Below are 21,365 nucleotides of genomic sequence, written 5' to 3'. Positions count from 1 at the left end.
TACCCAACGCCCGATCGCATGAGTGCCATTCCTGGCCAGGACGACGATGAAACCGGACGCCTGCTGACCGCAACTGCGGGCGGCGACCGGCATGCCTTCGAAGCGCTGTACCGGCAGACCTCGCCCAAGCTGTTCGGGGTCTGCCTGCGCATGATTCCGCAACGTGCCGAGGCCGAAGAGGTGCTGCAGGACGTGTTCACGCTGATCTGGCACAAGGCCGGTCAGTTCGATCCCAGCCGTGCCCGCGGGCTGACCTGGCTGGCGATGATCGCGCGCAACAAGGCGATCGATCATCTGCGTGCCAACGCGCCACAGCGCCGCAACGTGGCGCTGGACGATGCCGGCGAACTGCGCGATGGCGATGCGTCTCCGCTGGAACGCACCGAGCGCGCCAGCACGCGTCGTCGCATCGACCACTGCCTGGCCGAACTCGAACCGCCGCGCAGCGAACTGATTCGCACCGCGTTCTTCGAAGGCATCACCTACGAAGAGCTCGCCGCGCGCACCGACACACCGATCGGCACGATTAAAAGCTGGATCCGTCGCGGCCTGGCCAAACTCAAGGCATGTCTGGAACGATGAGCACGCCCTTTCCCATCGACCAGGAACCGCCGCGCGACGTGTTGGCCGGCGAATACGTGCTCGGCCTGCTGAGCGCAGAAGAACGTCTGGCGGCAGAACAACGCATCGCGACCGACGGCCAGTTCGCCCAGGCGGTGCTGCAGTGGCAGGATCTTCTGGCCCCGTTGCTGGAAGAAATCGCTGCCGTGACCCCGCCTGATCAAGTGTGGGCGCAGGTGCGCCAGACGCTTGGCTTCGACACACCGCTCCGTGCGGTGACATCGGCCGCGCCTGCAGCCACCACCGACAAGCCGGCCGCGCCATTGTGGAACAACGTCCGCGTGTGGCGTTGGGCCAGCGCTGGCGGCCTGGCGACCGCTGCGGTGTGCGTGCTCGCGTTGTTGAACCTGCGCACGCCGCCTGCACCGGTACCGCCTGTTGGCGATACGCCGGTGTTACAGACCCCGGTCACCCCGCCTGCGGCCACCACACCGCCGGCCACCGGCATTGCAATGACCTCCACGCTGGCCACCGAAGACGGGCGTCCGGGCTATGTGGCGCTGATGGATGCCGACAAGCACACCATCACGGTGACGCCGCTGGATCGCACCGCCACGGCCGACAAGGTACCCGAGCTGTGGCTGATCACGCCGGACGGCAAGGCGCATTCGATGGGCATCTTCGACGATCAGCGTGCGCGTCGCGCGCAGATCCCGGATCAGCTGATGCCCATGCTCAGCAACGAGGCGATTCTGGCGGTGACGCTGGAACCGCCGGGTGGTGCACCGGGTGGCGTGGCCACCGGCACGGTGGTTGCCAAGGGCGGCATCAGCACGCTGGCAATGGCGCCCTGATCGGGCGCATGAGCACCTGCTGCGCGGCCGCAAGACGCGGCACAGCAGGTGCTTGAGAGGGCCACCTCTCCTCACTGGCAATGCGTGCCATCCGTCCGGGATGAGCACGGCTGCGTAGCGCTGCTCCTGCACGCTCGCCTGCGACACCCACGCAGGCAACTTCACAAGCCACCTCATCAGCGTCAGTGATACTGAGCGCACACATCCGGGTGCGCGGTTGCGTCATTGCGCTGCGCAAACGCGCCAATCCTGTCCTTGCATGCGACGATCAAGCGACCTGGTGCATCTGTTTGCCGGCAGCTTGCGTAAAGGGTGTCGATAACCTACGGAGAACCACGCGTGCCGAGCACTGGACTCGACCCCCGCGCCGCAACGCCTCAACCCTCGCCCACACGTCGTGGCTGGGTTGCATCGCGCATCGGTAGCCTGCGTCGCTGGGTAGATTCGCAAACCGATGAGCCATTGGACGAGGCGCGCGCCGATCGTATCGACTGGCTGCGCGCCCTGCCCTTCATCGCGCTGCATGTGGCCTGCCTGTCGGTGATCTGGGTGGGCGCATCGTGGTTTGCGGTCGCCCTCGCACTGGCGCTGTACGCGCTGCGCATGTTCGCGCTCACCGGCTTCTATCACCGCTATTTTTCTCATCGCGCGTTCAAGACCTCGCGCGTGTTGCAGTTCGTGTTTGCCGCCATCGGTGCGACCTGCGTGCAGCGCGGGCCGCTGTGGTGGGCGGCGCATCACCGCAACCACCACCGGCATACCGACACCGGCCGCGACCCGCATTCGCCGGCCCAGCACGGGTTCTGGTGGAGCCACACCGGTTGGTTCCTGACCCCGCGTAACTTCCGCACCGATTGGGAGGTGATCCCTGACCTGCGCCGTTTCGGCGAGCTGCGTTTTATCGACCGCTTCGACATCGTGATGCCGGTACTGCTTGCGCTTGGCCTGTATCTGCTTGGCGACTGGCTGGCCGACGCTGCGCCCGCGTTGCACACCAACGGCCCGCAGCTGCTGGTATGGGGATTCGTGCTGTCCACCGTGGCGCTGTTCCATGCCACCTTCACCATCAATTCGCTGGCGCACCGCTTCGGTAGCCGGCGGTTCGAGACGCGCGACGACAGCCGCAACAACTGGCTGCTGGCGCTGATCACCTTCGGCGAAGGCTGGCACAACAACCATCATTTCTTCCCCGGTTCGGCGCGGCAAGGCATGCGCTGGTGGGAGTACGACGTTACCTGGTACGGCCTCAAGGCGATGTCGTGGGTGGGGCTGGTCTGGGATCTCAAGCCGATGCCGGCAATGCTCACCCGCCGCGCGCAACGGGTGGCGCGATGAGCGAGGGCAGGATTGCCGTGGTCGGCAGTGGAATCGCCGGCCTGGGCGCAGCGTGGCTGTTGTCGCGTCGCTATGAGGTTTCCCTGTTCGAGGCGGCCGATTATCTCGGCGGCCACACCCACACGCACGACATCCAGCTGGACGGCCAGCGCTATGCGGTGGACAGCGGCTTCATCGTGTTCAACCCGCAGCACTATCCGTTGCTGACCCGCATGTTTGCCGAGCTGGACGTGGCATCGCAGCCGACCACGATGAGTTTTTCGGTGCACGATGCAGGCAGCGGGCTGGAATACAACGCCGGCAGTCTGGATGGATTGTTTTGCCAGCGGCGCAATCTGCTCAGCCCGCGCTTTTGGCGCATGCTGGCGGACCTGCGGCGTTTTTATCGGCAGGCGCCAGCCGTGCTGCACAGCGACGAGCGTTTCAGCACGCTGGGCGCGTATCTGCAACGGCATGGTTACTCGGCAGCGTTTCGCGACCAGCACCTGGTGCCGATGGCGTCGGCGCTGTGGTCCTCGCCGTCGCAGACCATTCTTGAATTTCCGATGGGCCAGCTGATCGGCTTCATGGCCAACCACCACATGCTGCAGATCAGCGGCCGGCCGCAGTGGCAGGTGGTACGCGGCGGGTCCAACAGCTATATCCGTGCATTGCGTCGGCGCTGGCAGGTGCTGGAGCGCCTGTCCACGCCGGTGCATGCGATCCGGCGCACGCCCGACGGCGTCATGCTCGCCTCGCTGCGCGGCGAAGAGTACTTCGACGAGGTCGTGCTGGCCTGCCATGCCGACGATGCGCTGGGATTACTGAGCGATGCCACCCCGGCCGAGCGAGAGATCCTGGGCGGCATCACCTACCAGGACAACGACACCGTGCTGCACACCGATGCCCGCGTGTTGCCGCGCGACAAGCGCGCCTGGGCAGCGTGGAATGCACATGTGCCGGCCGACCCGCAGGCGCCCTGCACGGTGAGTTACTGGATGAACGCGCTGCAGTCGATCGATGCGCCGCAACCCTTCATCGTCAGCCTCAATCGCGACCATGACATCGACCCGGCCAAAGTGCTGCGGCGCATGCGCTATCGCCACCCGGTGCAGAATGCTGCCGCGCTGGCGGCGCAGGAGCGCAAGGCGGAGATCCAGGGCCGCCACCACACCTGGTTTGCCGGTGCCGCGTGGGGCTTCGGCTTCCACGAAGACGGTCTGCGCAGCGGTGTGGACGTGGCCCACGGCCTGGGAGTGAATTGGTGATGCAGCTGCTGCGCGAAGCCAGCACCGACGCCGTGCCGCTGCCTCCCGGTGAGGACAGCGGCACCGGCAGCGTGGCGGGCGGCTTGCGCAGCGCGATCTACACCGGATGGGTGCGGCATCGCCGCTTCGCGCCCAAACCGCTGGATTTCCGTTACCGCCTGTTTTTGATGTACCTGGACCTGTCCGAACTGGATCAGGTGTTCGCCCATCGCTGGCTGTGGTCGGTAGGTCGCGCCAATCTGGCGCAGTTCCGCCGCAGCGATTATCTGGGCGACCCCAGTGTTCCGCTGGATCAGGCAGTGCGCGATTGCGTGCAGGCGCAGACCGGCGAGCGCCCGGACGGCGCCATCCGGCTGCTGACGCATCTGCGCTACTTCGGCCATGTGTTCAATCCGGTGAGCTTTTATTACTGCTTTGATCGGTATGACGGTTTGCGCTGGATCGTGGCGGAAATCACCAATACACCCTGGCAGCAACGGCACACCTATGTGCTGCCGGTTGCGCAGGCACGCACCCATCGCGATGTACATGCATGGCGGTTCGACAAACGCTTCCACGTGTCGCCGTTCATGGGCATGCAGCACCGCTATGACTGGCGCTTCAGCGTGCCGGATGCGCAGCTGCGCGTGCATATGGACGTGCTGGACGCCAATGACGACGACGCTGCCGGCGCAATCGACAACAGCGGCAGGCGCCGCTTCGATGCCACGTTGGTGTTGCAACGTCAGCCGCTGACCGCGCGCACGTTGGCGCGCACCTTGCTCGCCTATCCCTTGATGACCGTGCAGGTGGTGCTCGCCATCCACTGGCAGGCCTTGCGCCTGTGGCTGCGCGGCAACCCTGTCCACGATCACCCCCATCCGCCTGTGCGAGATCCCCGATGAACGCCACGTCCCTGCCCGATACTGCTGCGCCACGCGCGGCTTCCTGGACGGACCGCCTGCTGCGCAAGCGCCTGCTGGCCACCCTGGGCGAACTGCGCGACGGGCAGCTGCAGCTGCACGAAGGCGACGTGGTGACTACGCTGGGCAATGCCAGCGGTGCGCACGCGCTGCAGATGCAGTTGCGCGTCATCGACCCGGATTTTTATCGGCAGGCCGCACTCAACGGCAGCGTCGGTGCGGGCGAGTCGTACATGGATGGGCAGTGGCAGTGCGACGATCTGGTCGGGCTGATGCGCCTGCTGCTGCGCAATCGCGACCGACTGGATGCGATGGAAACCGGCACCGCGCGCCTGGGTGGCTGGGCGATGCGCAGCCTGCATGCATTCGCCCGCAATACCCGCAATGGCAGCCGGCGCAACATCGCCGCGCATTACGACCTGGGCAACCCGCTGTTCAAGCTGTTTCTGGATGACAACCTGATGTACTCCTCGGCGATCTTCGTCGATGGCGAGGAAGCGCAGGGCGAGGCGGCGCTGGAACGTGCGGCCACGCGCAAGCTCGAACGCATCTGTCAGAAATTGCGTCTGGGGCCGCAACACCACGTGGTCGAAATCGGTACCGGCTGGGGCGGTTTTGCACTGCATGCGGCGCGCGAACACGGTTGCCGGGTCACCACCACTACCATCTCGCGCGAGCAGTTCGATCTGGCAACGCAGCGTATCGCCGATGCCGGCTTGAGCGACCGGGTCACCGTGTTGCTGAGCGACTACCGCGATCTACAAGGCCGCTTCGATCGCGTGGTCTCGATCGAGATGATCGAGGCGATCGGCCACCAGTATCTGGACACCTACTTCGCCAAGGTCGGCAGCCTGCTTGCCGACGATGGCGAGGCGCTGATCCAGGCCATCACCATCGAAGATCACCGTTACAAGCAGGCGCTGCATTCGGTGGATTTCATCAAGCGGCATATCTTTCCCGGCAGTTTCATTCCGTCGGTCGCGGCGATGACCGGCGCGGTGGCGCGGGCAAGCGATCTGCGCCTGTTCCATCTGGAAGATATCGGCCCTAGCTATGCGTTGACGCTGCGCGCCTGGCGGCAGCGCTTCATGGCGCAGCTGCCGCAGGTGCGCGCACTGGGCTACGACGAACGCTTTATCCGCATGTGGGAATTTTATCTGGCGTATTGCGAAGCCGGCTTTCTGGAGCGTTCGATCGGCGACGTGCACCTGTGGCTGAGCAAGCCCGGTGCGCGCCCGCCGCAGTTCGTGCCCGGTCTTGCGTGACGCATGAAGCAGCTCGGCAACTATCTCGGCTTGCAGGTGCTCTGGGTGGTGGCAGTGGCCGCCGCCGCGCATGCGCGCGTGTGGCCGACGCTGCTGGTACTGGCGCTGTTTGCGCTGTACCAACTGTGGCCTTCGCGACGCGCGGTGGGCGATGTGCCATTACTGATCGCGGCATTGGCGCTGGGCTTGCTGCTGGACACCACGTTGGCGGCCGGGGGCTGGGTGCGTTATGCCGCGCCCTGGCCTGGCAGCGTGCTCGCCCCGCCGTGGATTCTGGCGCTGTGGCTGGGCTTTGCGCTCACGCTCAATCATTCGCTGCGCAACGTGATGCAATGCCCCTGGCTGGCGGTGTTGCTGGGCGCCATCTTCGGCCCGTTCTCGTACTGGCTGGCGCAACGCAGCTGGCATGCGGTGGAACTGGCGCCACCGTTGCTGCATGCGGTCCTCGCGGTCGGCATCGGCTGGGGCGTGGCCTGCGGCGTGTTGTCGCTGTATGCACGGCGTCTGGCGCGACCATTGCCGCACCATAAGACCGGAGAACTGCAATGACTGTGTGGCCGCTGCTGCATGTGGGCGTATTCGCAAGTGGGGTGATGGTGCTGGGCTGGCTCTGGCAGCGCCGCAGTGGCAATGCCGGCCCGGTCGACGTGTTGTGGGCCGCCTGCCTGGCGGTAGCTGCGCCGTATTGCGCGTGGATGTCCGACGGTGCGCTGCTACCACGCGTGTTGGTGGCAGTGCTTGGCGGTCTATGGGGCGCGCGTCTGGCTTGGCATCTGGGCGTGCGCGTGTTCGGCGACCCGCACGAAGACGGCCGTTATCGCGCGCTGCGTGAGCATTGGAACGGCGACCAGCGCAAGTTCCTCGGCTTCTTCCTCGCCCAGGCTGTGGTGGTGGTGCTGTTTGCGGTGCCGTTCCTGGCTGCGGCCAGCAACCCGAACCCGGCATGGAGCGTGTGGAGCACGCTGGCCATCGTGGTGTGGTTGATTGCGGTCGGCGGCGAGGCACTGGCCGACCGGCAGTTGTCTGCACACAAGGCCGACCCGGCCAATCGCGGCAAGACCTGTCGCACCGGGCTGTGGCGGTATTCGCGCCACCCCAATTATTTCTTCGAGTTCGTGCACTGGTTCGCCTATCTGGCCCTGGCGGTCGGCGCAGGGCCCTGGCCGGTGGCGCTTTGCGCGCTCGGGCCGGTGGTGATGTTCGTGTTTTTGTATCGCTTCACCGGTATTCCCTACACCGAGCAGCAGGCCCTGCGCTCGCGTGGTGAGGATTACGCGCAGTACCAGCGCACCACCAGTGCGTTTTTCCCGCTTCCCCCTTCGTCTTGAGTTGCCTGGAGAGTTGCATGTCCACCGTCACCGCCCCGCCCTCCGCGCTGCCCGAAGAAGCTTTCGCCACCCGTCTGGCCGAATCCGGCGTGCTGCCCGACGCCGCGTTGCGTCACGGCATCCGGCGTTTGTGCGCGCAGCGCCTGCGCGATGAGCGCGGCGGCGATGCCGATGCCAACGGCGAGCGGCAGCGCGCTTTCATCGACAGCCTGCGCGCCAGCGCGATCGCGATCGAAACCGATGCCGCCAATCGCCAGCATTACGAATTGCCGCCGCAGTTCTTCACCCTGTGCCTGGGCAAGCGGCTGAAATACAGCAGCTGCTATTGGGACGCGAGCACGCCGAACCTGGACGCGGCCGAAGAACGCATGCTGGGGCTATACGGCGAACGCGCCGAGCTGGCCGACGGCCAGCGCATTCTGGAGCTGGGCTGCGGCTGGGGCTCGCTGACCTTGTGGATGGCCGAGCGCTACCCCAACGCCACCATCACTGCGGTGTCCAACTCGCGCCCGCAGCGCGCGCATATCCTGGAGCAGTGCCGCGTGCGCGGCCTGGGCAACGTGCAGGTCATCACCGCCGACGTCAACGCGCTGGCACTGCCGCCGGGCAATTTCGACCGTGTTGTGTCGGTGGAAATGTTCGAGCACATGCGTAACTACCGCGATCTGCTTGCACGCGTGGGCAGCTGGCTGGCGCCCGGCGGCAAGTTGTTCGTGCACATCTTCTGTCATCGCGATCTGGCCTATCCGTTCGAGGTGGCCGGCGAGGACAACTGGATGGGTCGGCATTTCTTCACCGGCGGGCTGATGCCGGCGGCCGATACGCTGCTGCACTTCCAGCAGGACGTGGTGATCGAACAACGCTGGGTCTTGTCGGGCGAGCATTATGAAAAAACCGCCAATGCCTGGTTGGAAAACCAGGACCGCCACCGCGCGCAGATCATGCCGCTGTTGAAGCAGACCTACGGCGACGACGCCCAGCGCTGGTGGCAGCGTTGGCGCATGTTCTGGCTGGCCTGCGCAGAACTGTTCGGCTACGACCACGGCCGCGAATGGGGTGTGGCGCACTATCGCTTCGTCAAACGCTGAGCGCACGACGCGTTCAAACGCCTGCGTGGCGATGACTGGCAGGCAGGGGCGCACCTCGATAGGCATCCGCATATACGCATCACGCGAGCCGTCGCACGGTTTGGCAATGCAGCGTAGGCGCAACCCGCGAGGCACACCGATCGCGCGACGGGCGCAACGCCTCGCAAGCCAAGTCAGCGGTCAACGCGCTTCAACCGCCGACGGTGAAGCGCGCCCTGCACACCGCGGCTGAGGCGACGCCATGCAGCGTCATCGGTGCCAGGCGCGTACGGCGTTTACGAAAACCCAGTGCGCGGGGATGACAAACCAATGCTGGACACCGCCGCACACCCTGGCGGATGCGCGGCCGTGTTGGTTACCGCATGGAGTACGCGATCAGCCCGCTGCTGCGGTTATCACGATTTCCACCTTCCATTCCGGCCGCGCCAGTTTGGCTTCGACCGTGGCGCGTGCGGGCGTGAAGCCGTGCGGCACCCATTCGTCCCAGGCGGCATTCATGCCGTCGAAGTCGGCGATATCGGCCAGGTAGATTTCGGCGCGCAGGATCTTGGTCTTGTCGCTGGCCGCCAGCGACAGCAGTTTGTCGATCTCGCCCAGCACCTGGCGGGTCTGCCCGGTGATGTCTTCGCTGGTGTCATCGGCAATCTGGCCGGCCAGGTAGCACACGCCGCCATGGACGGTCATCTCGGACATACGCGGACCCGCATCGAATCGCTGCAGCATTTCAGACTTCCTACGGTTGATTGACCCGCCATTGTCACGCGAATGCGCGATGCGTGCAGCCCCGCCCCGTACGGTGCGCGTCAGCCACAGCCCCACCCGCACCATCCAGACCACGATCAGCACGATGGCGATCTTCTGGCTGATCCCCAGCGGTGCGCCGGTAACCATGACGTGGAACAGCAAGGCGGCAAATGCCGCCCAACCGAGCACGCATGCGCTCAAAGCATGCGCGCGCCACGCGCGATCGCGGCGGAAGTACCACGACTGCAGCAACACCGCTGCGATCACGCACAGAAACGTGGCATCGGCCGACAGCACATGCACCAGCTTTGCCGCGTTCGGCGCCAGTACCGGCATCCAGCTGTCGCCGATAGAGACCGCGCACAAGCCCAGCGCTGCCAACCAGAACAATCCCAGCACCGTGCGGCTGCGTGCCGTCGGTGCCAGTGCCGCATACAGACCAGCGGCCAGCCATGCCATCGCCGCAGCCAACAGGCAGTAGGCGGTGCGCAGCAGCAGACCGTAGGCGCCATGCAGATAGGCGCTGAGTTGCGCATCGATCCACCACAGATCACCACGCAGCCATTGCAGCGCGAGCACCAGGCCGATGAACGCCATGCCGGCGACTGCCGCCACCCCACCAGCATGCCCGCTCCAGCGTGGCGCGCGTCCCGGCAGGGTCTGCGCAACATGCGCGCGAAAGTCGGTCGTGCGCATCAGCAGCCTGTCTGCCTTGCAACGGTGACGCCGTTCATCGGGTTCGCCTGCGGCACGCATATGCGTCTTTGCCCTATGATGCGCGCGGCCGTCCCGGACCGACAGGTGTCGGCTCTTACGAGCCTGCGTTCACCCCCGTTTCGGCACATCGCGATCACGCTGCATGCTTCTTCAACCCGCCTGGCACATGCAGATCTTTGCGCACGCGGCACGTATCGTGCATGCGTCCTTCTTCCCTCTTATGCAGATCCCGTTGCCCTCATGACGGATACCCCCGTGTCTTCCGAAGCGTCTGCCAGCGGTTGGCGTCGCGCCCTGCCGGTCATCATCAGCCTGGCGATCCTGGCGATGGCGCTGCACGCGCTGTCCTCGCAGTTCACCGACCATGGGTACCGCCAGATCCGCCAGGCGTTCCGGGCGTTGGGTGCGGGGCAGATCGCACTGACCTTGCTGCTCGGGTTAAGCAGCTACGCCTGTTTGGTGGGCTTTGACTGGGTGGGGCTCAAGCGCACCGGCAAGCGGCTGCATCCGGCGCGAGTGGGCATCACCGCCTTCATGGCGCATGCGGTTGGCCAGACCCTGGGCTTTGCCGCGCTGACCGGGGGCGCGGTGCGCTTGCGCGGCTATGGCAGCGTCGGGCTGACCCTGGCCGAGATCGGCCAGGTGGTGCTGATGAGCACGCTGGGCTTCATCTTCGGTGCCTGGGTGCTGCTCGGGCTTGCCCTTATGCTGGAACCGGAAGCGGCCGCACGTGCCCTGCCGATTGCTGCCGAAGGCATCCGTATTGCCGGCATCGCCTTACTGGTCGGCTATGTGGCGATGCTGGTATTGGTCGGCAAACAGGGCCGCGAATTCGGCATCCGCAGCCATCGTTTCTGGCTGCCCGACCGCACCACCGTGCTCGGCGTCACCGCCCTCAGCCTGGTCGAGCTGGGCCTGGCCGCGGCGGCGTTCTACGTGCTGCTGCCGCCGGACCCGGGCACCGGGTATTTCGGTTTTATCGGCATCTGGCTGGTGGCAGTGGTGGCCGGTCTGATCTCCACCGTACCGGCCGGGCTGGGCGTGTTCGAGTGGAGTCTGCTCAAGCTGCTGCCGCATGTAACACCTGCCGCCGTGCTTGCCGCGGCGCTGGCGTATCGCGTCACCTATTACATCGTGCCGTTGCTGATTTCAGTGGCGATGGCGGCCGCCTCCGGGCTGGGGGCACCGGTCCGCGCCAGCGCCAGCACCGCACGCACGGTGTGGAAGGCGCTGCGCCCGTGGCTGCCGCAGATCCTGGCGTTGGCGGTGTTTGCGGTGGGCGCGGCGCTGGTCATCGACGGCACCCTGCCAACGCCCCGCGCGCGGCAGCAGGTCGCGCCGCTGCCACTGATCGAAACCTCGCATCTGCTGGTCAGCCTGGGCGGCATGCTGCTGCTGTTGATCGGCCAGGGCCTGCAGCGCCGCAGCCATGCGGCCTGGATGCTGGCGCTGGGCGTGTGCGTGCTGCTGCCGCCACTGTCGCTGCTGCGTGGCAGCCATATCTCGGTGTCGTTGTCGGCGGCCCTGGCAGCGGTGGCGCTGTGGGCCGCGCGGCGCGAGTTCTACCGCCAGGGTGCGCTGCTGGACGAAGCCTGGTCATGGCGCTGGCTGAGCAACCTCGGCCTGGTGCTGGTGGCTACCTTCTGGCTGCTGTTCTTCGTCTACAGCCATGTCGAATACAGCAACGACCTGTGGTGGCAATTCGCCACCTCGGCCAACGCACCGCGTGCGCTGCGCGCGGCGTTGATTCTATGCGTGGGCGTGATCGTGTTCGGCATGGCGCGGCTGCTGCGTGGCGGGCGCCGACCGATGCCGGCTGCCGATGCGCAAACCCTGCAGACGCTGGCCCCGATTCTGGAGATCAGTACCGACACCCAGGCCTGCCTGGCGTTGACCGGCGACAAGGCGTTTCTGTTCGATGCGCAGGGCCGTGGCTTTGTGATGATGCAGCGCTACGGCGGCTCGCTGATTTCCATGGGCGACCCGGTCGGCCCGCCGGAGGTGGCGCGCGCGCTGATCTGGCGCTTCCGCGAGGAGGCCGACCACATGGGCCTGCGCCCGGTGTTCTACCAGGTCGGCGAAAAATACTGGCAGACCTATCTGGACATGGGCCTGACCCTGGTCAAGCTTGGCGAAGAAGCGATCGTGCCGCTGGAGGGCTTCACCCTGGAAGGCCGCGACCGCGCCGATCTGCGCCAGGCCTGGAACCGCGGCAAGCGTGGCGGCCTGACCTTTCGCATGCTGCAACTCGAGCAGGTGGACGCGGTATTGCCGCGCCTGGCCGAGGTGTCCGAACAGTGGCTGGAAGAAAAATCCGGCGAAGAAAAAGGCTTCTCGCTCGGCAGCTTCGATGCGGAGTATCTGCGCCGTTTCCCGGTGGCAGTGGCCGAGGCAGAAGGGCAGATCGTGGCCTTCGCCAATGTGTGGTGGGCACCGGCCGGCGGCGAGCTGTCGGTGGACCTGATGCGGCATAGCGCCGAGGCGCCCAAGGGCACGATGGATTTCTTGTTCATCGAGCTGTTCCTGTGGGGCCAGGCCAATGGCTATACGCGGTTCTCGCTGGGCATGGCGCCGTTGTCGGGGCTGACCGAGCACCGCCTGGCTGGCCGCTGGAACCGCTTCGCCAGCCTGGTCGCACGCCATGGCGAGCGCTTTTACGGCTTCAGCGGGCTGCGTCGGTTCAAGTCGAAGTTCGCCCCGACCTGGCGCCCACGCTATCTGGTTGCACCCGGCGGCATGCATCTGCCGGCCGCGCTGCTGGACGTGACCCGGCTGATCTCGGTGGACCCCGGCCGGCAGGAGTAAGGGCGCTGACGCACCTGTGCCCTCTTCGGCGCAGGTGGGTTCATCGCTCGCACAATGTGGTTGCACGGCTTGAAGCGGCTGGCAGCACGTAGCGAGCCGTCGTCGGGTTGGCGCACGCAGAACCAGCGCGTGCGGCTGGCACCTGTCATACCGAAGACCGGCCCCGCCCGCCTGGCGGTGAGCGCAGGCGTGTTGTCAGCCGCTCTTGATTGCGTGCTTGCCGCAGCGACGGATCGGCAGGGCATCAACGCGATGCCCTGCACTTTCAGGGTTTGGACAGGCCGTGCATCTGCTCCATGATCACCTTGGCCAGGGTGGCGTAGTCGCCCTTGAAGTGGTGATCGCCCGGCAGCGCCACGCGCTTGGCGGCCTGGGCAGGCAGGCTCGGGCACAACGCATCGTCGTCGTCCTGGCCGTAGATGCACACCGTGGTGCCGGCCGGCAGACGCTGTACTTCCGGCGCGATCGGCAGGCCTTCGTCGTCCGAGCCCAGCCAGTTGCTGACATGGAATTCGTAGTCGGCCAGCTTGCCCACCGACAACAGCGCGGTCATGCGGATGTTCTGCTTGGTCTCAGTCGGCAGCTTGTTGATCGCCGCCGGCAACACATCCGCGCCTTGCGAGAAGCCGATCAGTACCACGCGCTTGCGCTGCCAGCGCTGCGCATAGACGCGCGCGATGCGGTCCAGGTCGGTGGCGAAGCCTTGCGGCGTGCGCTCGGTCCAGAAGTAGCGCAGCGAATCCAGACCGACCACCGGGATGCCCTGCGCGGCAAGCGCGTCGGCCACTTCTTCGTCCAGCCCGGCCCAACCGCCATCGCCGGACACGAAAATCACGAAGGTATCGTCGTCGCTGTCGCCGTCCGGCTTGGCCGGCAATTCGACCACCGGCAGGTCGGTCAGACCGCCCGGTGGCGGCGGCAGGGCCACCCCCTTCTGTTCGCCCAGCGAACGGGCGGCGGCGCGCAAGCCAGGCACGATGTCGCCCTGCGCAGACCGCTTGAAGGTGCGGGCCTGCGGAATCTGTTTTAGGAAGGCGTCTTCAGCTGCCGCAGGGCAGCGCTTGTCCTGGCTGCCGGCCAGCACCCAGGGAATCTGCAACGTCACCGGAACCAGGCTATTGCTGCCCGGGCGCACACCTGGCTGACAAATCGCCTGATCGGACACCGTGGCCGGGCACAGGCCGTCGGTGAGCACGCCAGCCAGCACATGCGGCTTGGCCTGCGCACCGATGGCGTACGCCAGCGCCGCACCTTCGCCATCGCCCACCAGCAACGGCAGCCGATACGTGGGGATGTGATAGAAGGCCTGCAGATAGCGCGAGAAGTTCTCCACATCGCCTACCGAAAACGTGCACGTGCCGCCGGCCTTGCGCAGGACCGCGTACAGATGCGCGGTATCCACCACCGCCACCATCGCGCCATCGTCGCGCAGGGCTTGCGCCTGAGCCTGACGCGTGCCGGCATTGCCCGCGCCCGCCAGCCAGATCACCACCCGCTGCGGCTCGCCCTTGGGCATCAACACCGGGATCTGTTCAAAACGCCCGTGGCTGACCGGTTCCGGAGCCTGTGCGGCGGCCACTCCCGACAGCGTCAACACCGCCGCGCCGCAGAGCGCGCTCCATCGTTCAAGTCGTCGCATGTCGCACCATCGGGAAAAGTGATCCAAAGATAATCGTTCCGGCAGTCGCCGCGAAGCGCGACGTTTCGCTCATCGCGCCTGTGCCGCCTGACGTTCCTCCCAGGCGGCCAGGGCCTGGCGGTAACGTGTCAGTTCCTCGGCATACAGGTCGTGTACGCACAACGGGCAGCCGCTCTCGCAACACTCGTTGGGCGCGGGTGCCTGCGGCGCTTGCGGACGTGGATCGGAGGCGGAACTGGCGCTGTCGTGCATGCGGCCATTGTAGCGTGCGCATCCGCTGCTTCTGGTTGACGCGGCGCGCGGCAGAAGCGCCGGCTCAGCGGCCCAGCCGGCGACGCAGGTTGTCGCGCGCTGCCGAATCGATGCGCGCGTGAAAATACGCGCTGAGAAAGATGCGCGGCCGCTTGAGCAGCCCGGCCAGGAAGCGGCGGCGATTGAGCCGGAACAGCAACGCGGGGACATGGCCGCGGTATTCCTCGGCGATCGCACGGTCGTAGGCATCGAAAATAGCGGCAGGCGCGGCCAGAATTGCCATGTCGCAATCCAGGAACAGTGCCGCCTCCTCGTCCACATCCTGTGGTTGCAGTTGCCCATGGCGCGCGGTGAGCAGGATCAGCGCCTGCACGCGTTGCAGATCCACCTCGGCCTGCGGCCACCAGCGTGGGATGCAGTCCAGGGCCCACTGCGCAGATTCGGCTTCGTTATCGCTGCGCCCGGGCTGATAGATCGCATCGTGGAACAGTACCGCCAGCCAGACCTCCACCGGCTGCTGCCACCCCGGCCCGGCAGCTACCTCGGCATAGTGCTGCAGCAGTGCGCGCACATGGCCGAAGTGATGGTAAGCGCGCGGCGGCGTGGCATAGGCCTGCTCCAACGCGGCCAGATGGTCGGCATGCAACGGCAGGGGTGTGGTGGCATCCATGCGCGCAGGCTACCGCGTGCGCGCGCGTCTGCACACACCGCTGCGGCTCAACGGAGCGGCCAGCGGCCTTCGATCTGGTAACGCGACTGGCCCAAAAAGCTGCGTACCAAGGCAAAGTCGCGCACCGTCCAGGCAAGCGCATCGCAGCGCCGTTGCGGCAAGGTCTGGTTGCAATACAGCAGCGTCATATGCGGCGTGTACTGCGCATCGCCGGCGATGCCCACATGCGCGAGCTGACGACCAAGCGCCCCTTGCAACGCATACAGCCCGCGCACGCGCTCTTCGCCACGCAGCACGCACGGCAGTTGCGAGCGTCGCCCGCCGAAGGTGCCGACGCGATCGAACTCGACCTCGAAGGCCTCCATTGCCACACGCTCGGCCGCTTGACTGGCGCGGCTCACCAACGAAGGCGGCAGCCCACCGGCGTAATCGCCCAGATGGTGCAAGGTCACATGCAGCCGCTCGCGCCCCAGCGGTTTGCCATCCACCTGCCCGCTCTGCAGCAGCCCCTCGGCGATGCCGGCCGCAAGTCCGGCAGTGGCCGCATCGGCCATCACCGCAAAAAACAGCCGCTCGGTGGTCTTCTCTTCCCCCAGGCCCAGCGACAACTGCGCCTCGGCCGATGACAGATATAGAAACTGCTGCTTCATGAGTAATTCCACGACCGCCTGCGCGGGCCTGGCTGAAGAAGGGCGGCGGATACTAGCAGACCTGATGCGTGTGCGAATACGCCGCGCAATCCCGCGCTCACGTGGAACACTTCGTCAGCGTGGAACGGGACTGACGCCGTGGTGATTTGTTCGCCAGCTGGCGTGCGGCATGCCGCACGCACAAAAAGAAACGGGCAGCTTGCGCTACCCGTTTCCCGCCTGTATCGATTTATTCCGAGAGCTGCATCAGTGCAGATGCACTTCGGTCTTGCGACGCCTTACGCGGCGTTCTTCATCGCATGCTTGCGGTTGCGCATCACGTCGTGACATGCACGCACTTCCGGCAACAAACGCAGTGCAGCGTCGCGTGCGGCAGCCGGCGTGTCGGCATCGGCGATGGTTTCATCGAACGCCTTCAGCAGGCGATCTTCGGATTCTTCCAGCTCGGCCACGTAGCCGTACTTGGTGTCGCCCAACGTTGCGCGCACCTTGCCGTAGAACTGCTGCATGCTGCCGACCATGGTGCCGTGTTTTTCCGGCGTGCCGCCGGCCGATGCGACCACGCTGCTCAGGCTGCTGACGATGTCGGTCTTGACACCGGCAATGCGGCGGAACAACGTCGCCAGCTCTACATCGCCCACCTTGGCAGCCGCTTCGTCGTAGAAGTCCTTGCCGTCGCGGGAAATAGCGATGAGGTCGTTGAGGCTATGCTCGGTCTTGCTCTGAATGCTCATGTGTCGCTCCTTGTTGGATGCACCAGCGTTGCGAGGGATGCAATGCGCTGGCTTTCGGGGAGAAGCGCAATCGATGGTTTGATTGCGATGCCGTGACCTTGTGTACGGCTGCATCCTGGCGGCGCGACCATAATCGGCATGTGAGCGATACGGGTATCGTCCTCACGCCATCGTGCGGCCGATGAATTGCGATTCATCGTTGGCAACGACGCATCAAGATCCCTTCGGCTGGCGACTCGCCCACATGTTGTCGACCAGATTCGGATAGGGGCGCCCGGCCTCTTCTGCACGCTGCTTCGCGGCGGCCTTCTGTGCGTCGGTCAACGGTGTGGAGGCGGCCTTTCGCTTGGGATTGGGACGCTTCCACGGCGGTGGAGTGAAGTCGGTCATGGCGCTGTTCGGTCCGGTTGCAATGCGGGCAGTCTCGACGCGCGGCCGTGAGTTGTTTGTGGATGCGATGCCCGCACGCAATCGCCACTTCCATCTGCAGCGAACGCGAGCGCAATGGAGCGCTGCTCAATCAATCGTGCTGTCAGCGAGCACGCGCCGTGCACGCCACAGATGGAGGGATGGCACGTAGATCACCAGGGTCTACAAAGCGCCGCGATCAGCGGCGCAGCGCACGCCCATCAGCGCACGCAGCTACGACGGTCAGCCACTCAGTCGTTGATCGCCACACTACGCTGACGTTGCTCCTGCCACACCGCCAGCGCGTAGACCAGCAACCCGCCGAGTGCGGTGGCTGCACCCACATACCCGGTAGAGGTCCAGCCCCAGCCGGCGGTGATCGCCATGCCGCCCAGCCAGGGGCCCAAGGCATTTGCGGTATTGAAGGCAGCGTGGTTGGACGCTGCGGCCAGCGTCTGCGCTTCGGCTGCCACGTCCATCAGGCGGGTCTGCAACGCCGGCGCCAGAGCGCCCATCGTGCCGACCGCCACAATGGAAACGAAGACCCACAGGCCCGAATGCGCAGCCAGAGGGAAGGTCAGCATCACCACGATCGACCACACCAACAGCACCGGCACCGCGCGGAATTGCATGCGGTCGAACAACCAACCGCCCAGGATGCTGCCGAGCACGCCACCGACGCCGAATGCGGCCATCGCCAACGGAATGCGCGCAGGCGCTACGCCAGTGACCGCGGTCAGGGTCGGCGCCAGATAACTGAAAACGCAGAACATCCCGGAAAACCCCACCGCGCCGATCGCCAACGCCAACCACACCTGCGGCTGGTTGAACGCACGCAACTCGCGCAATGGCTGCTGGCGTGGCTCGTCCGGCGCAGGCGGCAACAACGCAGCCACCGCCGCGACCGTGCCAAGCGCAATCACCGACACCGACGCATACGCCCAGCGCCAGCTCACGATCTGCCCCAGCCAGGTCGCCAGCGGGTTGCCCACCAGCAAGGCAACGCTCAAGCCCAGCAGCACGCGCCCCACCGCAGTGGCGCGTTGATTGGGCGGGCTGATCGAGGCGGCAACCAACGAAGCGACGCCGAAATACGCGCCATGCGGCAGCCCGGCGATGAAGCGACACAACAACATCGTGTGGTAGCTCGGCGCCAACGCACTGGCAAGGTTGCCCAGCGCGTAGAACACCATCAGCAGCAACAACAAGGTGCGACGCGGCCAGCGCGCGCCCAGGATCGCCAGCAACGGCGCGCCGACCACCACACCCAGCGCATACGCACTGATGACATGGCCCACCTGCGGCTCGCTGATCTGCAGGCCCTGCGCGATCTGCGTCATCAGGCCCATTGTGGAAAACTCGCTGATGCCGATCGCAAAACCGCCCATCGCCAGCGCAAGCAGGATCAGCACGTAATCGCGCCGTGGCACGCGCGGCGTTGAGAGATCGATATCGGACATGCCCGACTCCAGGATGACGGGGCGGCTTATTATTGTGCAATGCAGCAATCAGCGAAAGGCTTCTGCTCGCAGCGATTCAGCGCCAACCAGCAGCACATCACAGTTCACCGCGCGTTGGCGTGCTGGAGACGCAGTGTCCTACTGGCATCGCTCGAATCTGCTTGGGTCCGCCACCATCGCTGTAGGGCACCGCGATCGGCGTGGTGCCGCGCCTGGCGCGCGATCCAACTCGAACTGGTTGCTGATGTCCAAATCCACTGAATCTCCGTTGTTCTCCCCGGTGCGCCTGGGCGCATTGGATCTTGCCAACCGCGTGATCATGGCGCCGCTGACGCGCAACCGCGCCGGCGCCGGCCAGGTGCCCTCGCCGCTCGCCGCCGAGTATTACGGCCAGCGCGCCACCGCCGGCCTGATCGTTGCAGAAGGCACGCAGATCAGTCCGCTCGGCCAGGGGTATCTGGACACCCCCGGCATCTACACCAAGGCGCAGGTCGAAGGCTGGCGCGTAGTCACCGACGAAGTGCATCGCCGTGGCGGCAAGATCGTGCTGCAGCTATGGCATGTCGGCCGCGTCTCGCACACCAGCGTCTTGCCCCCTGGCGAAGTGCCGGTTGCGCCCAGCGCCATTCGCGCCGAAGGCAAGACCTACACCAAGAGCGGCTTTGAAGATGTATCCGAGCCGCGCGCCCTGGCACTGGATGAAATTCCCGCACTGATCGAGGATTACCGTCTCGCTGCGCGCAACGCGATCGATGCCGGTTTCGATGGCGTGGAAGTGCGTGCCGCCAACGGCTATCTGCTCGATCAGTTCCTGCGCGATGGCTCCAACAAGCGCACCGATGCCTACGGCGGCGACATCGAAAACCGCACACGCCTGCTGAGCGAAGTGGTGCAGGCCATCGCCGACGAGATCGGTGCCGAGCGTACCGGGGTGCGGTTGTCGCCGGTGACCCCGGTGTACGGCGCACACGACTCCGATCCGCAGCCGTTGTTCGAACGTGCGGTCGAGCGTCTCAACCTGATCGGCGGGCTGGCCTTCGTGCACGTGATCGAAGGCGCCACCGGTGGCGCGCGCGACAACATCGCCTTCGACTACGCTGCATTGCGTACCAAGTTCGATGGTGCATGGATTGCCAACAACGGCTACGACCGTGGCATGTCCGAACACGCCATCAGCAGCGGCTACGCCGATGCGATCGCTTACGGCCGTCCCTTCATTGCCAACCCGGATCTGGTGCGTCGCCTACACGAGAAAGCACCGCTGGCAGCCGTCGACCAGGCCACCCTGTACGGTGGCGGTGCCAAGGGCTATACGGATTACCCCGCTCTGGCGGACTGATCAGAACGCCGGCAAACCCGATCTCCGCCGCAACGATGCGGCGGAGATCGGGCAGCGGGTCGGTCGCGCGACGCGGTGCAGCGCGGCGACCGCAGACCAGCCCAGTTGATCGGCCTGCGTGCAAGACCACCCTTCGCGTGACGCGCCGACACCACAGCGTCGCTACATGACGCGCCCGTTGCATCCGGATAGCATCCAGGCGGCCCTTGCTGCTGGAATTCCAATGCGCCGCTTTTTCTCGTTTGCCCTGTGCTGCACGCTGCTGATCGGCGGGCAAGCGCTTGCCGTGCCGTTCTGGGGCGCGCGCCAGTCCAGCCCTGCCGATACCCTGCCCACGCAGCTCAAGCCGGGCGAATGGATCTGGGGTGGCGTCAGCAAAGGCTGGGGGCCGATGGCGGTGATCGTCAGCCTGACCGAACAACGCGCCTATGCATATCGCAACGGCATCCTGATCGGGGTGTCCACCATCAGCTCCGGCAAGCCCGGGCACGAAACGCCGACCGGTGTGTTCACCATCCTGCAGAAGGACAAGGACCACCGTTCCAACATCTACAACGCCGCCCCCATGCCCTATCAGCAGCGGCTGACCTGGGACGGCGTCGCCCTGCACGCCGGCGGCCTGCCCGGCTATCCGGAATCGCACGGTTGCGTGCATCTGCCGTCCGAGTTTGCGCGATTGCTGTTCGACAATTCCAACATGGGCATGGTGGTGGTGGTTGCGCAGGCCGGCATCAGTGCCGACGATGTGGTGCATCCGCGCGCGCTCAGCCCGATCGATCCCACCACCGGCGCCGAACGCGCCTTGCTGCCGCTACCCAACGGCCAGGCATTTGCCTGGCAGCCGGACCTGGCGCCGGCCGGCCCGATCTCGATGCTGATCAGCAGTACCGACCAGCAACTGGTGGTCTACCGCAACGGTGTGGAAATCGGGCGCGCGCAGGTCGCCTTGCACGCAGAGCCCGGCGCCGCGCCGCTGGGCACGCAGGCTTTCATCGTCGGCCAGGGCTTTCTGCCGGGCGACCTCCCCGGGCTGCCCGGTCAGCGCATGCCCAACTGGATGCGGATCGGCATTCCCGGCAGTACCGCCACGGCAGGACAGGCGCTGGATGCCGCCACCGTCGCGCGCCTGCAGGTACCGCCCGCATTTCTGGCCGGGCTGTTGCCGCTGCTGACCCCCGGCGTGGTGTTGGTCGCAACCGACCAGCGCATCCTGCCCGAGACCACCGGCGCCAAGCTGCAGGTGCTGGATTCGGACCCGCCTGAAACGCCATGAGCGCGCTATCAGCGCGCTGCGTGGACAGGCCGGCAACTGCGGCGTTCGCTGCGTACTGCATGCCGCCATCCCCAGCGCGCGGCGTGTTGTTTCG

20 protein-coding genes and 1 pseudogene are annotated in these 21,365 nt (G+C 65.9%); 12 read left to right on the top strand and 9 right to left on the bottom strand.

Going from position 1 to position 21,365, the window contains the following annotated elements:
• The first annotated feature begins 18 nt into the window (after positions 1-18).
• From RQH86_RS00475 to RQH86_RS00435, 9 genes are all read left to right on the top strand, one after another.
• Positions 19-582 (top strand): sigma-70 family RNA polymerase sigma factor, encoded by a 564-nt coding sequence (locus RQH86_RS00475; protein ID WP_055845222.1) that lies wholly within the window; start codon positions 19-21, stop codon positions 580-582.
• A complete protein-coding gene (locus RQH86_RS00470) occupies positions 579-1,415 on the top strand; it encodes an anti-sigma factor (protein WP_311239369.1) in 837 nt (278 codons plus the stop codon). The genes RQH86_RS00475 and RQH86_RS00470 overlap by 4 nt, the downstream gene beginning before the upstream one ends.
• A gap of 339 nt (positions 1,416-1,754) precedes the next feature.
• Entirely contained in the window at positions 1,755-2,750 is a 996-nt protein-coding gene (locus tag RQH86_RS00465) for an acyl-CoA desaturase (protein ID WP_082473372.1), read from the top strand.
• Positions 2,747-3,997 (top strand): FAD-dependent oxidoreductase, encoded by a 1,251-nt coding sequence (locus RQH86_RS00460; RefSeq protein ID WP_115512162.1) that lies wholly within the window; start codon positions 2,747-2,749, stop codon positions 3,995-3,997. Before RQH86_RS00465 ends, RQH86_RS00460 begins: the two co-directional genes overlap by 4 nt.
• Positions 3,997-4,881, top strand: a complete 885-nt coding sequence (locus RQH86_RS00455; RefSeq protein WP_311239384.1) for a DUF1365 domain-containing protein — start codon at positions 3,997-3,999, stop codon at positions 4,879-4,881. Before RQH86_RS00460 ends, RQH86_RS00455 begins: the two co-directional genes overlap by 1 nt.
• Entirely contained in the window at positions 4,878-6,164 is a 1,287-nt protein-coding gene (locus tag RQH86_RS00450; protein ID WP_311239368.1) for a cyclopropane-fatty-acyl-phospholipid synthase family protein, read from the top strand. The genes RQH86_RS00455 and RQH86_RS00450 overlap by 4 nt, the downstream gene beginning before the upstream one ends.
• Before the next feature lie 3 nt (positions 6,165-6,167).
• Entirely contained in the window at positions 6,168-6,713 is a 546-nt protein-coding gene (locus RQH86_RS00445; RefSeq protein ID WP_311239367.1) for a DUF2878 domain-containing protein, read from the top strand.
• Entirely contained in the window at positions 6,710-7,492 is a 783-nt protein-coding gene (locus tag RQH86_RS00440; protein WP_055845235.1) for a DUF1295 domain-containing protein, read from the top strand. The genes RQH86_RS00445 and RQH86_RS00440 overlap by 4 nt, the downstream gene beginning before the upstream one ends.
• Positions 7,493-7,509: 17 nt before the next feature.
• Positions 7,510-8,580 carry a cyclopropane-fatty-acyl-phospholipid synthase family protein gene (locus RQH86_RS00435; protein ID WP_115553347.1) on the top strand — a complete coding sequence of 357 codons (1,071 nt, stop codon included), beginning with the start codon at positions 7,510-7,512 and terminating at the stop codon, positions 8,578-8,580.
• A 375-nt stretch (positions 8,581-8,955) separates the two neighbouring features.
• Here the strand turns inward: RQH86_RS00435 and RQH86_RS00430 are convergent, their stop codons facing one another.
• Both RQH86_RS00430 and RQH86_RS00425 read right to left on the bottom strand, forming a co-directional pair.
• Positions 8,956-9,303 carry a RidA family protein gene (locus RQH86_RS00430; RefSeq protein WP_311239383.1) on the bottom strand — a complete coding sequence of 116 codons (348 nt, stop codon included), beginning with the start codon at positions 9,301-9,303 and terminating at the stop codon, positions 8,956-8,958.
• Positions 9,304-9,327: 24 nt separating this feature from the next.
• Positions 9,328-10,020: pseudogene (locus tag RQH86_RS00425) on the bottom strand (DUF998 domain-containing protein); the annotation flags it as partial.
• A 261-nt stretch (positions 10,021-10,281) separates the two neighbouring features.
• Here RQH86_RS00425 and mprF point away from each other — a divergent pair.
• Positions 10,282-12,846, top strand: coding sequence for a bifunctional lysylphosphatidylglycerol flippase/synthetase MprF (gene mprF, locus RQH86_RS00420; protein WP_311239366.1), 2,565 nt, complete (start codon positions 10,282-10,284; stop codon positions 12,844-12,846).
• A 265-nt stretch (positions 12,847-13,111) separates the two neighbouring features.
• Here the strand turns inward: mprF and RQH86_RS00415 are convergent, their stop codons facing one another.
• The 7 genes from RQH86_RS00415 to RQH86_RS00385 form a co-directional block, all read right to left on the bottom strand.
• Positions 13,112-14,485, bottom strand: a complete 1,374-nt coding sequence (locus tag RQH86_RS00415) for an AcvB/VirJ family lysyl-phosphatidylglycerol hydrolase (RefSeq protein WP_115561676.1) — start codon at positions 14,483-14,485, stop codon at positions 13,112-13,114.
• Positions 14,486-14,554: 69 nt separating this feature from the next.
• Positions 14,555-14,737: an oxidoreductase-like domain-containing protein gene (locus tag RQH86_RS00410; protein WP_115512170.1), complete on the bottom strand. Its 183-nt coding sequence runs from the start codon at positions 14,735-14,737 to the stop codon at positions 14,555-14,557.
• Positions 14,738-14,801: 64 nt separating this feature from the next.
• Positions 14,802-15,407 carry a hypothetical protein gene (locus RQH86_RS00405; RefSeq protein ID WP_115553343.1) on the bottom strand — a complete coding sequence of 202 codons (606 nt, stop codon included), beginning with the start codon at positions 15,405-15,407 and terminating at the stop codon, positions 14,802-14,804.
• Positions 15,408-15,454: 47 nt separating this feature from the next.
• Positions 15,455-16,057 carry a 2'-5' RNA ligase family protein gene (locus tag RQH86_RS00400; protein WP_311239365.1) on the bottom strand — a complete coding sequence of 201 codons (603 nt, stop codon included), beginning with the start codon at positions 16,055-16,057 and terminating at the stop codon, positions 15,455-15,457.
• A gap of 278 nt (positions 16,058-16,335) precedes the next feature.
• Positions 16,336-16,791, bottom strand: coding sequence for a PA2169 family four-helix-bundle protein (locus RQH86_RS00395; protein WP_055845257.1), 456 nt, complete (start codon positions 16,789-16,791; stop codon positions 16,336-16,338).
• Between the two features lie 213 nt (positions 16,792-17,004).
• The gene (locus RQH86_RS00390) at positions 17,005-17,181 is read right to left on the bottom strand and encodes a hypothetical protein (RefSeq protein ID WP_115514409.1); all 177 of its coding nucleotides are present in this window, start codon (positions 17,179-17,181) and stop codon (positions 17,005-17,007) included.
• 269 nt (positions 17,182-17,450) lie between these two features.
• Entirely contained in the window at positions 17,451-18,659 is a 1,209-nt protein-coding gene (locus RQH86_RS00385; protein WP_115553341.1) for an MFS transporter, read from the bottom strand.
• A gap of 244 nt (positions 18,660-18,903) precedes the next feature.
• Here RQH86_RS00385 and RQH86_RS00380 point away from each other — a divergent pair, with 244 nt between their 5' ends.
• Entirely contained in the window at positions 18,904-19,998 is a 1,095-nt protein-coding gene (locus RQH86_RS00380) for an alkene reductase (RefSeq protein WP_311239364.1), read from the top strand.
• A gap of 223 nt (positions 19,999-20,221) precedes the next feature.
• Complete coding sequence (locus RQH86_RS00375) at positions 20,222-21,271, top strand: L,D-transpeptidase (protein WP_115527403.1); 1,050 nt, start codon at positions 20,222-20,224, stop codon at positions 21,269-21,271.
• Positions 21,272-21,365: the final 94 nt, after the last annotated feature.

The organism is Xanthomonas sp. WCS2018Noco2-27 (assembly GCF_031843525.1).
GTDB lineage: Bacteria > Pseudomonadota > Gammaproteobacteria > Xanthomonadales > Xanthomonadaceae > Xanthomonas.
This window is presented reverse-complemented; position numbering and strand designations above follow the sequence as displayed.

Excerpts from the sequence above, each read along its gene's own strand:
- RQH86_RS00475 (WP_055845222.1), top strand. The coding sequence starts at position 19 with ATGAGTGCCATTCCTGGCCAGGACGACGATGAAACCGGACGCCTGCTG.
- RQH86_RS00470 (WP_311239369.1), top strand. The coding sequence starts at position 579 with ATGAGCACGCCCTTTCCCATCGACCAGGAACCGCCGCGCGACGTGTTG.
- RQH86_RS00460 (WP_115512162.1), top strand. The coding sequence starts at position 2,747 with ATGAGCGAGGGCAGGATTGCCGTGGTCGGCAGTGGAATCGCCGGCCTG.
- RQH86_RS00455 (WP_311239384.1), top strand. The coding sequence starts at position 3,997 with ATGCAGCTGCTGCGCGAAGCCAGCACCGACGCCGTGCCGCTGCCTCCC.
- RQH86_RS00450 (WP_311239368.1), top strand. The coding sequence starts at position 4,878 with ATGAACGCCACGTCCCTGCCCGATACTGCTGCGCCACGCGCGGCTTCC.
- RQH86_RS00445 (WP_311239367.1), top strand. The coding sequence starts at position 6,168 with ATGAAGCAGCTCGGCAACTATCTCGGCTTGCAGGTGCTCTGGGTGGTG.
- RQH86_RS00440 (WP_055845235.1), top strand. The coding sequence starts at position 6,710 with ATGACTGTGTGGCCGCTGCTGCATGTGGGCGTATTCGCAAGTGGGGTG.
- RQH86_RS00435 (WP_115553347.1), top strand. The coding sequence starts at position 7,510 with ATGTCCACCGTCACCGCCCCGCCCTCCGCGCTGCCCGAAGAAGCTTTC.
- RQH86_RS00430 (WP_311239383.1), bottom strand. The coding sequence starts at position 9,303 with ATGCTGCAGCGATTCGATGCGGGTCCGCGTATGTCCGAGATGACCGTC.
- mprF (WP_311239366.1), top strand. The coding sequence starts at position 10,282 with ATGACGGATACCCCCGTGTCTTCCGAAGCGTCTGCCAGCGGTTGGCGT.
- RQH86_RS00415 (WP_115561676.1), bottom strand. The coding sequence starts at position 14,485 with ATGCGACGACTTGAACGATGGAGCGCGCTCTGCGGCGCGGCGGTGTTG.
- RQH86_RS00410 (WP_115512170.1), bottom strand. The coding sequence starts at position 14,737 with ATGCACGACAGCGCCAGTTCCGCCTCCGATCCACGTCCGCAAGCGCCG.
- RQH86_RS00405 (WP_115553343.1), bottom strand. The coding sequence starts at position 15,407 with ATGGATGCCACCACACCCCTGCCGTTGCATGCCGACCATCTGGCCGCG.
- RQH86_RS00400 (WP_311239365.1), bottom strand. The coding sequence starts at position 16,057 with ATGAAGCAGCAGTTTCTATATCTGTCATCGGCCGAGGCGCAGTTGTCG.
- RQH86_RS00395 (WP_055845257.1), bottom strand. The coding sequence starts at position 16,791 with ATGAGCATTCAGAGCAAGACCGAGCATAGCCTCAACGACCTCATCGCT.
- RQH86_RS00390 (WP_115514409.1), bottom strand. The coding sequence starts at position 17,181 with ATGACCGACTTCACTCCACCGCCGTGGAAGCGTCCCAATCCCAAGCGA.
- RQH86_RS00385 (WP_115553341.1), bottom strand. The coding sequence starts at position 18,659 with ATGTCCGATATCGATCTCTCAACGCCGCGCGTGCCACGGCGCGATTAC.
- RQH86_RS00380 (WP_311239364.1), top strand. The coding sequence starts at position 18,904 with ATGTCCAAATCCACTGAATCTCCGTTGTTCTCCCCGGTGCGCCTGGGC.
- RQH86_RS00375 (WP_115527403.1), top strand. The coding sequence starts at position 20,222 with ATGCGCCGCTTTTTCTCGTTTGCCCTGTGCTGCACGCTGCTGATCGGC.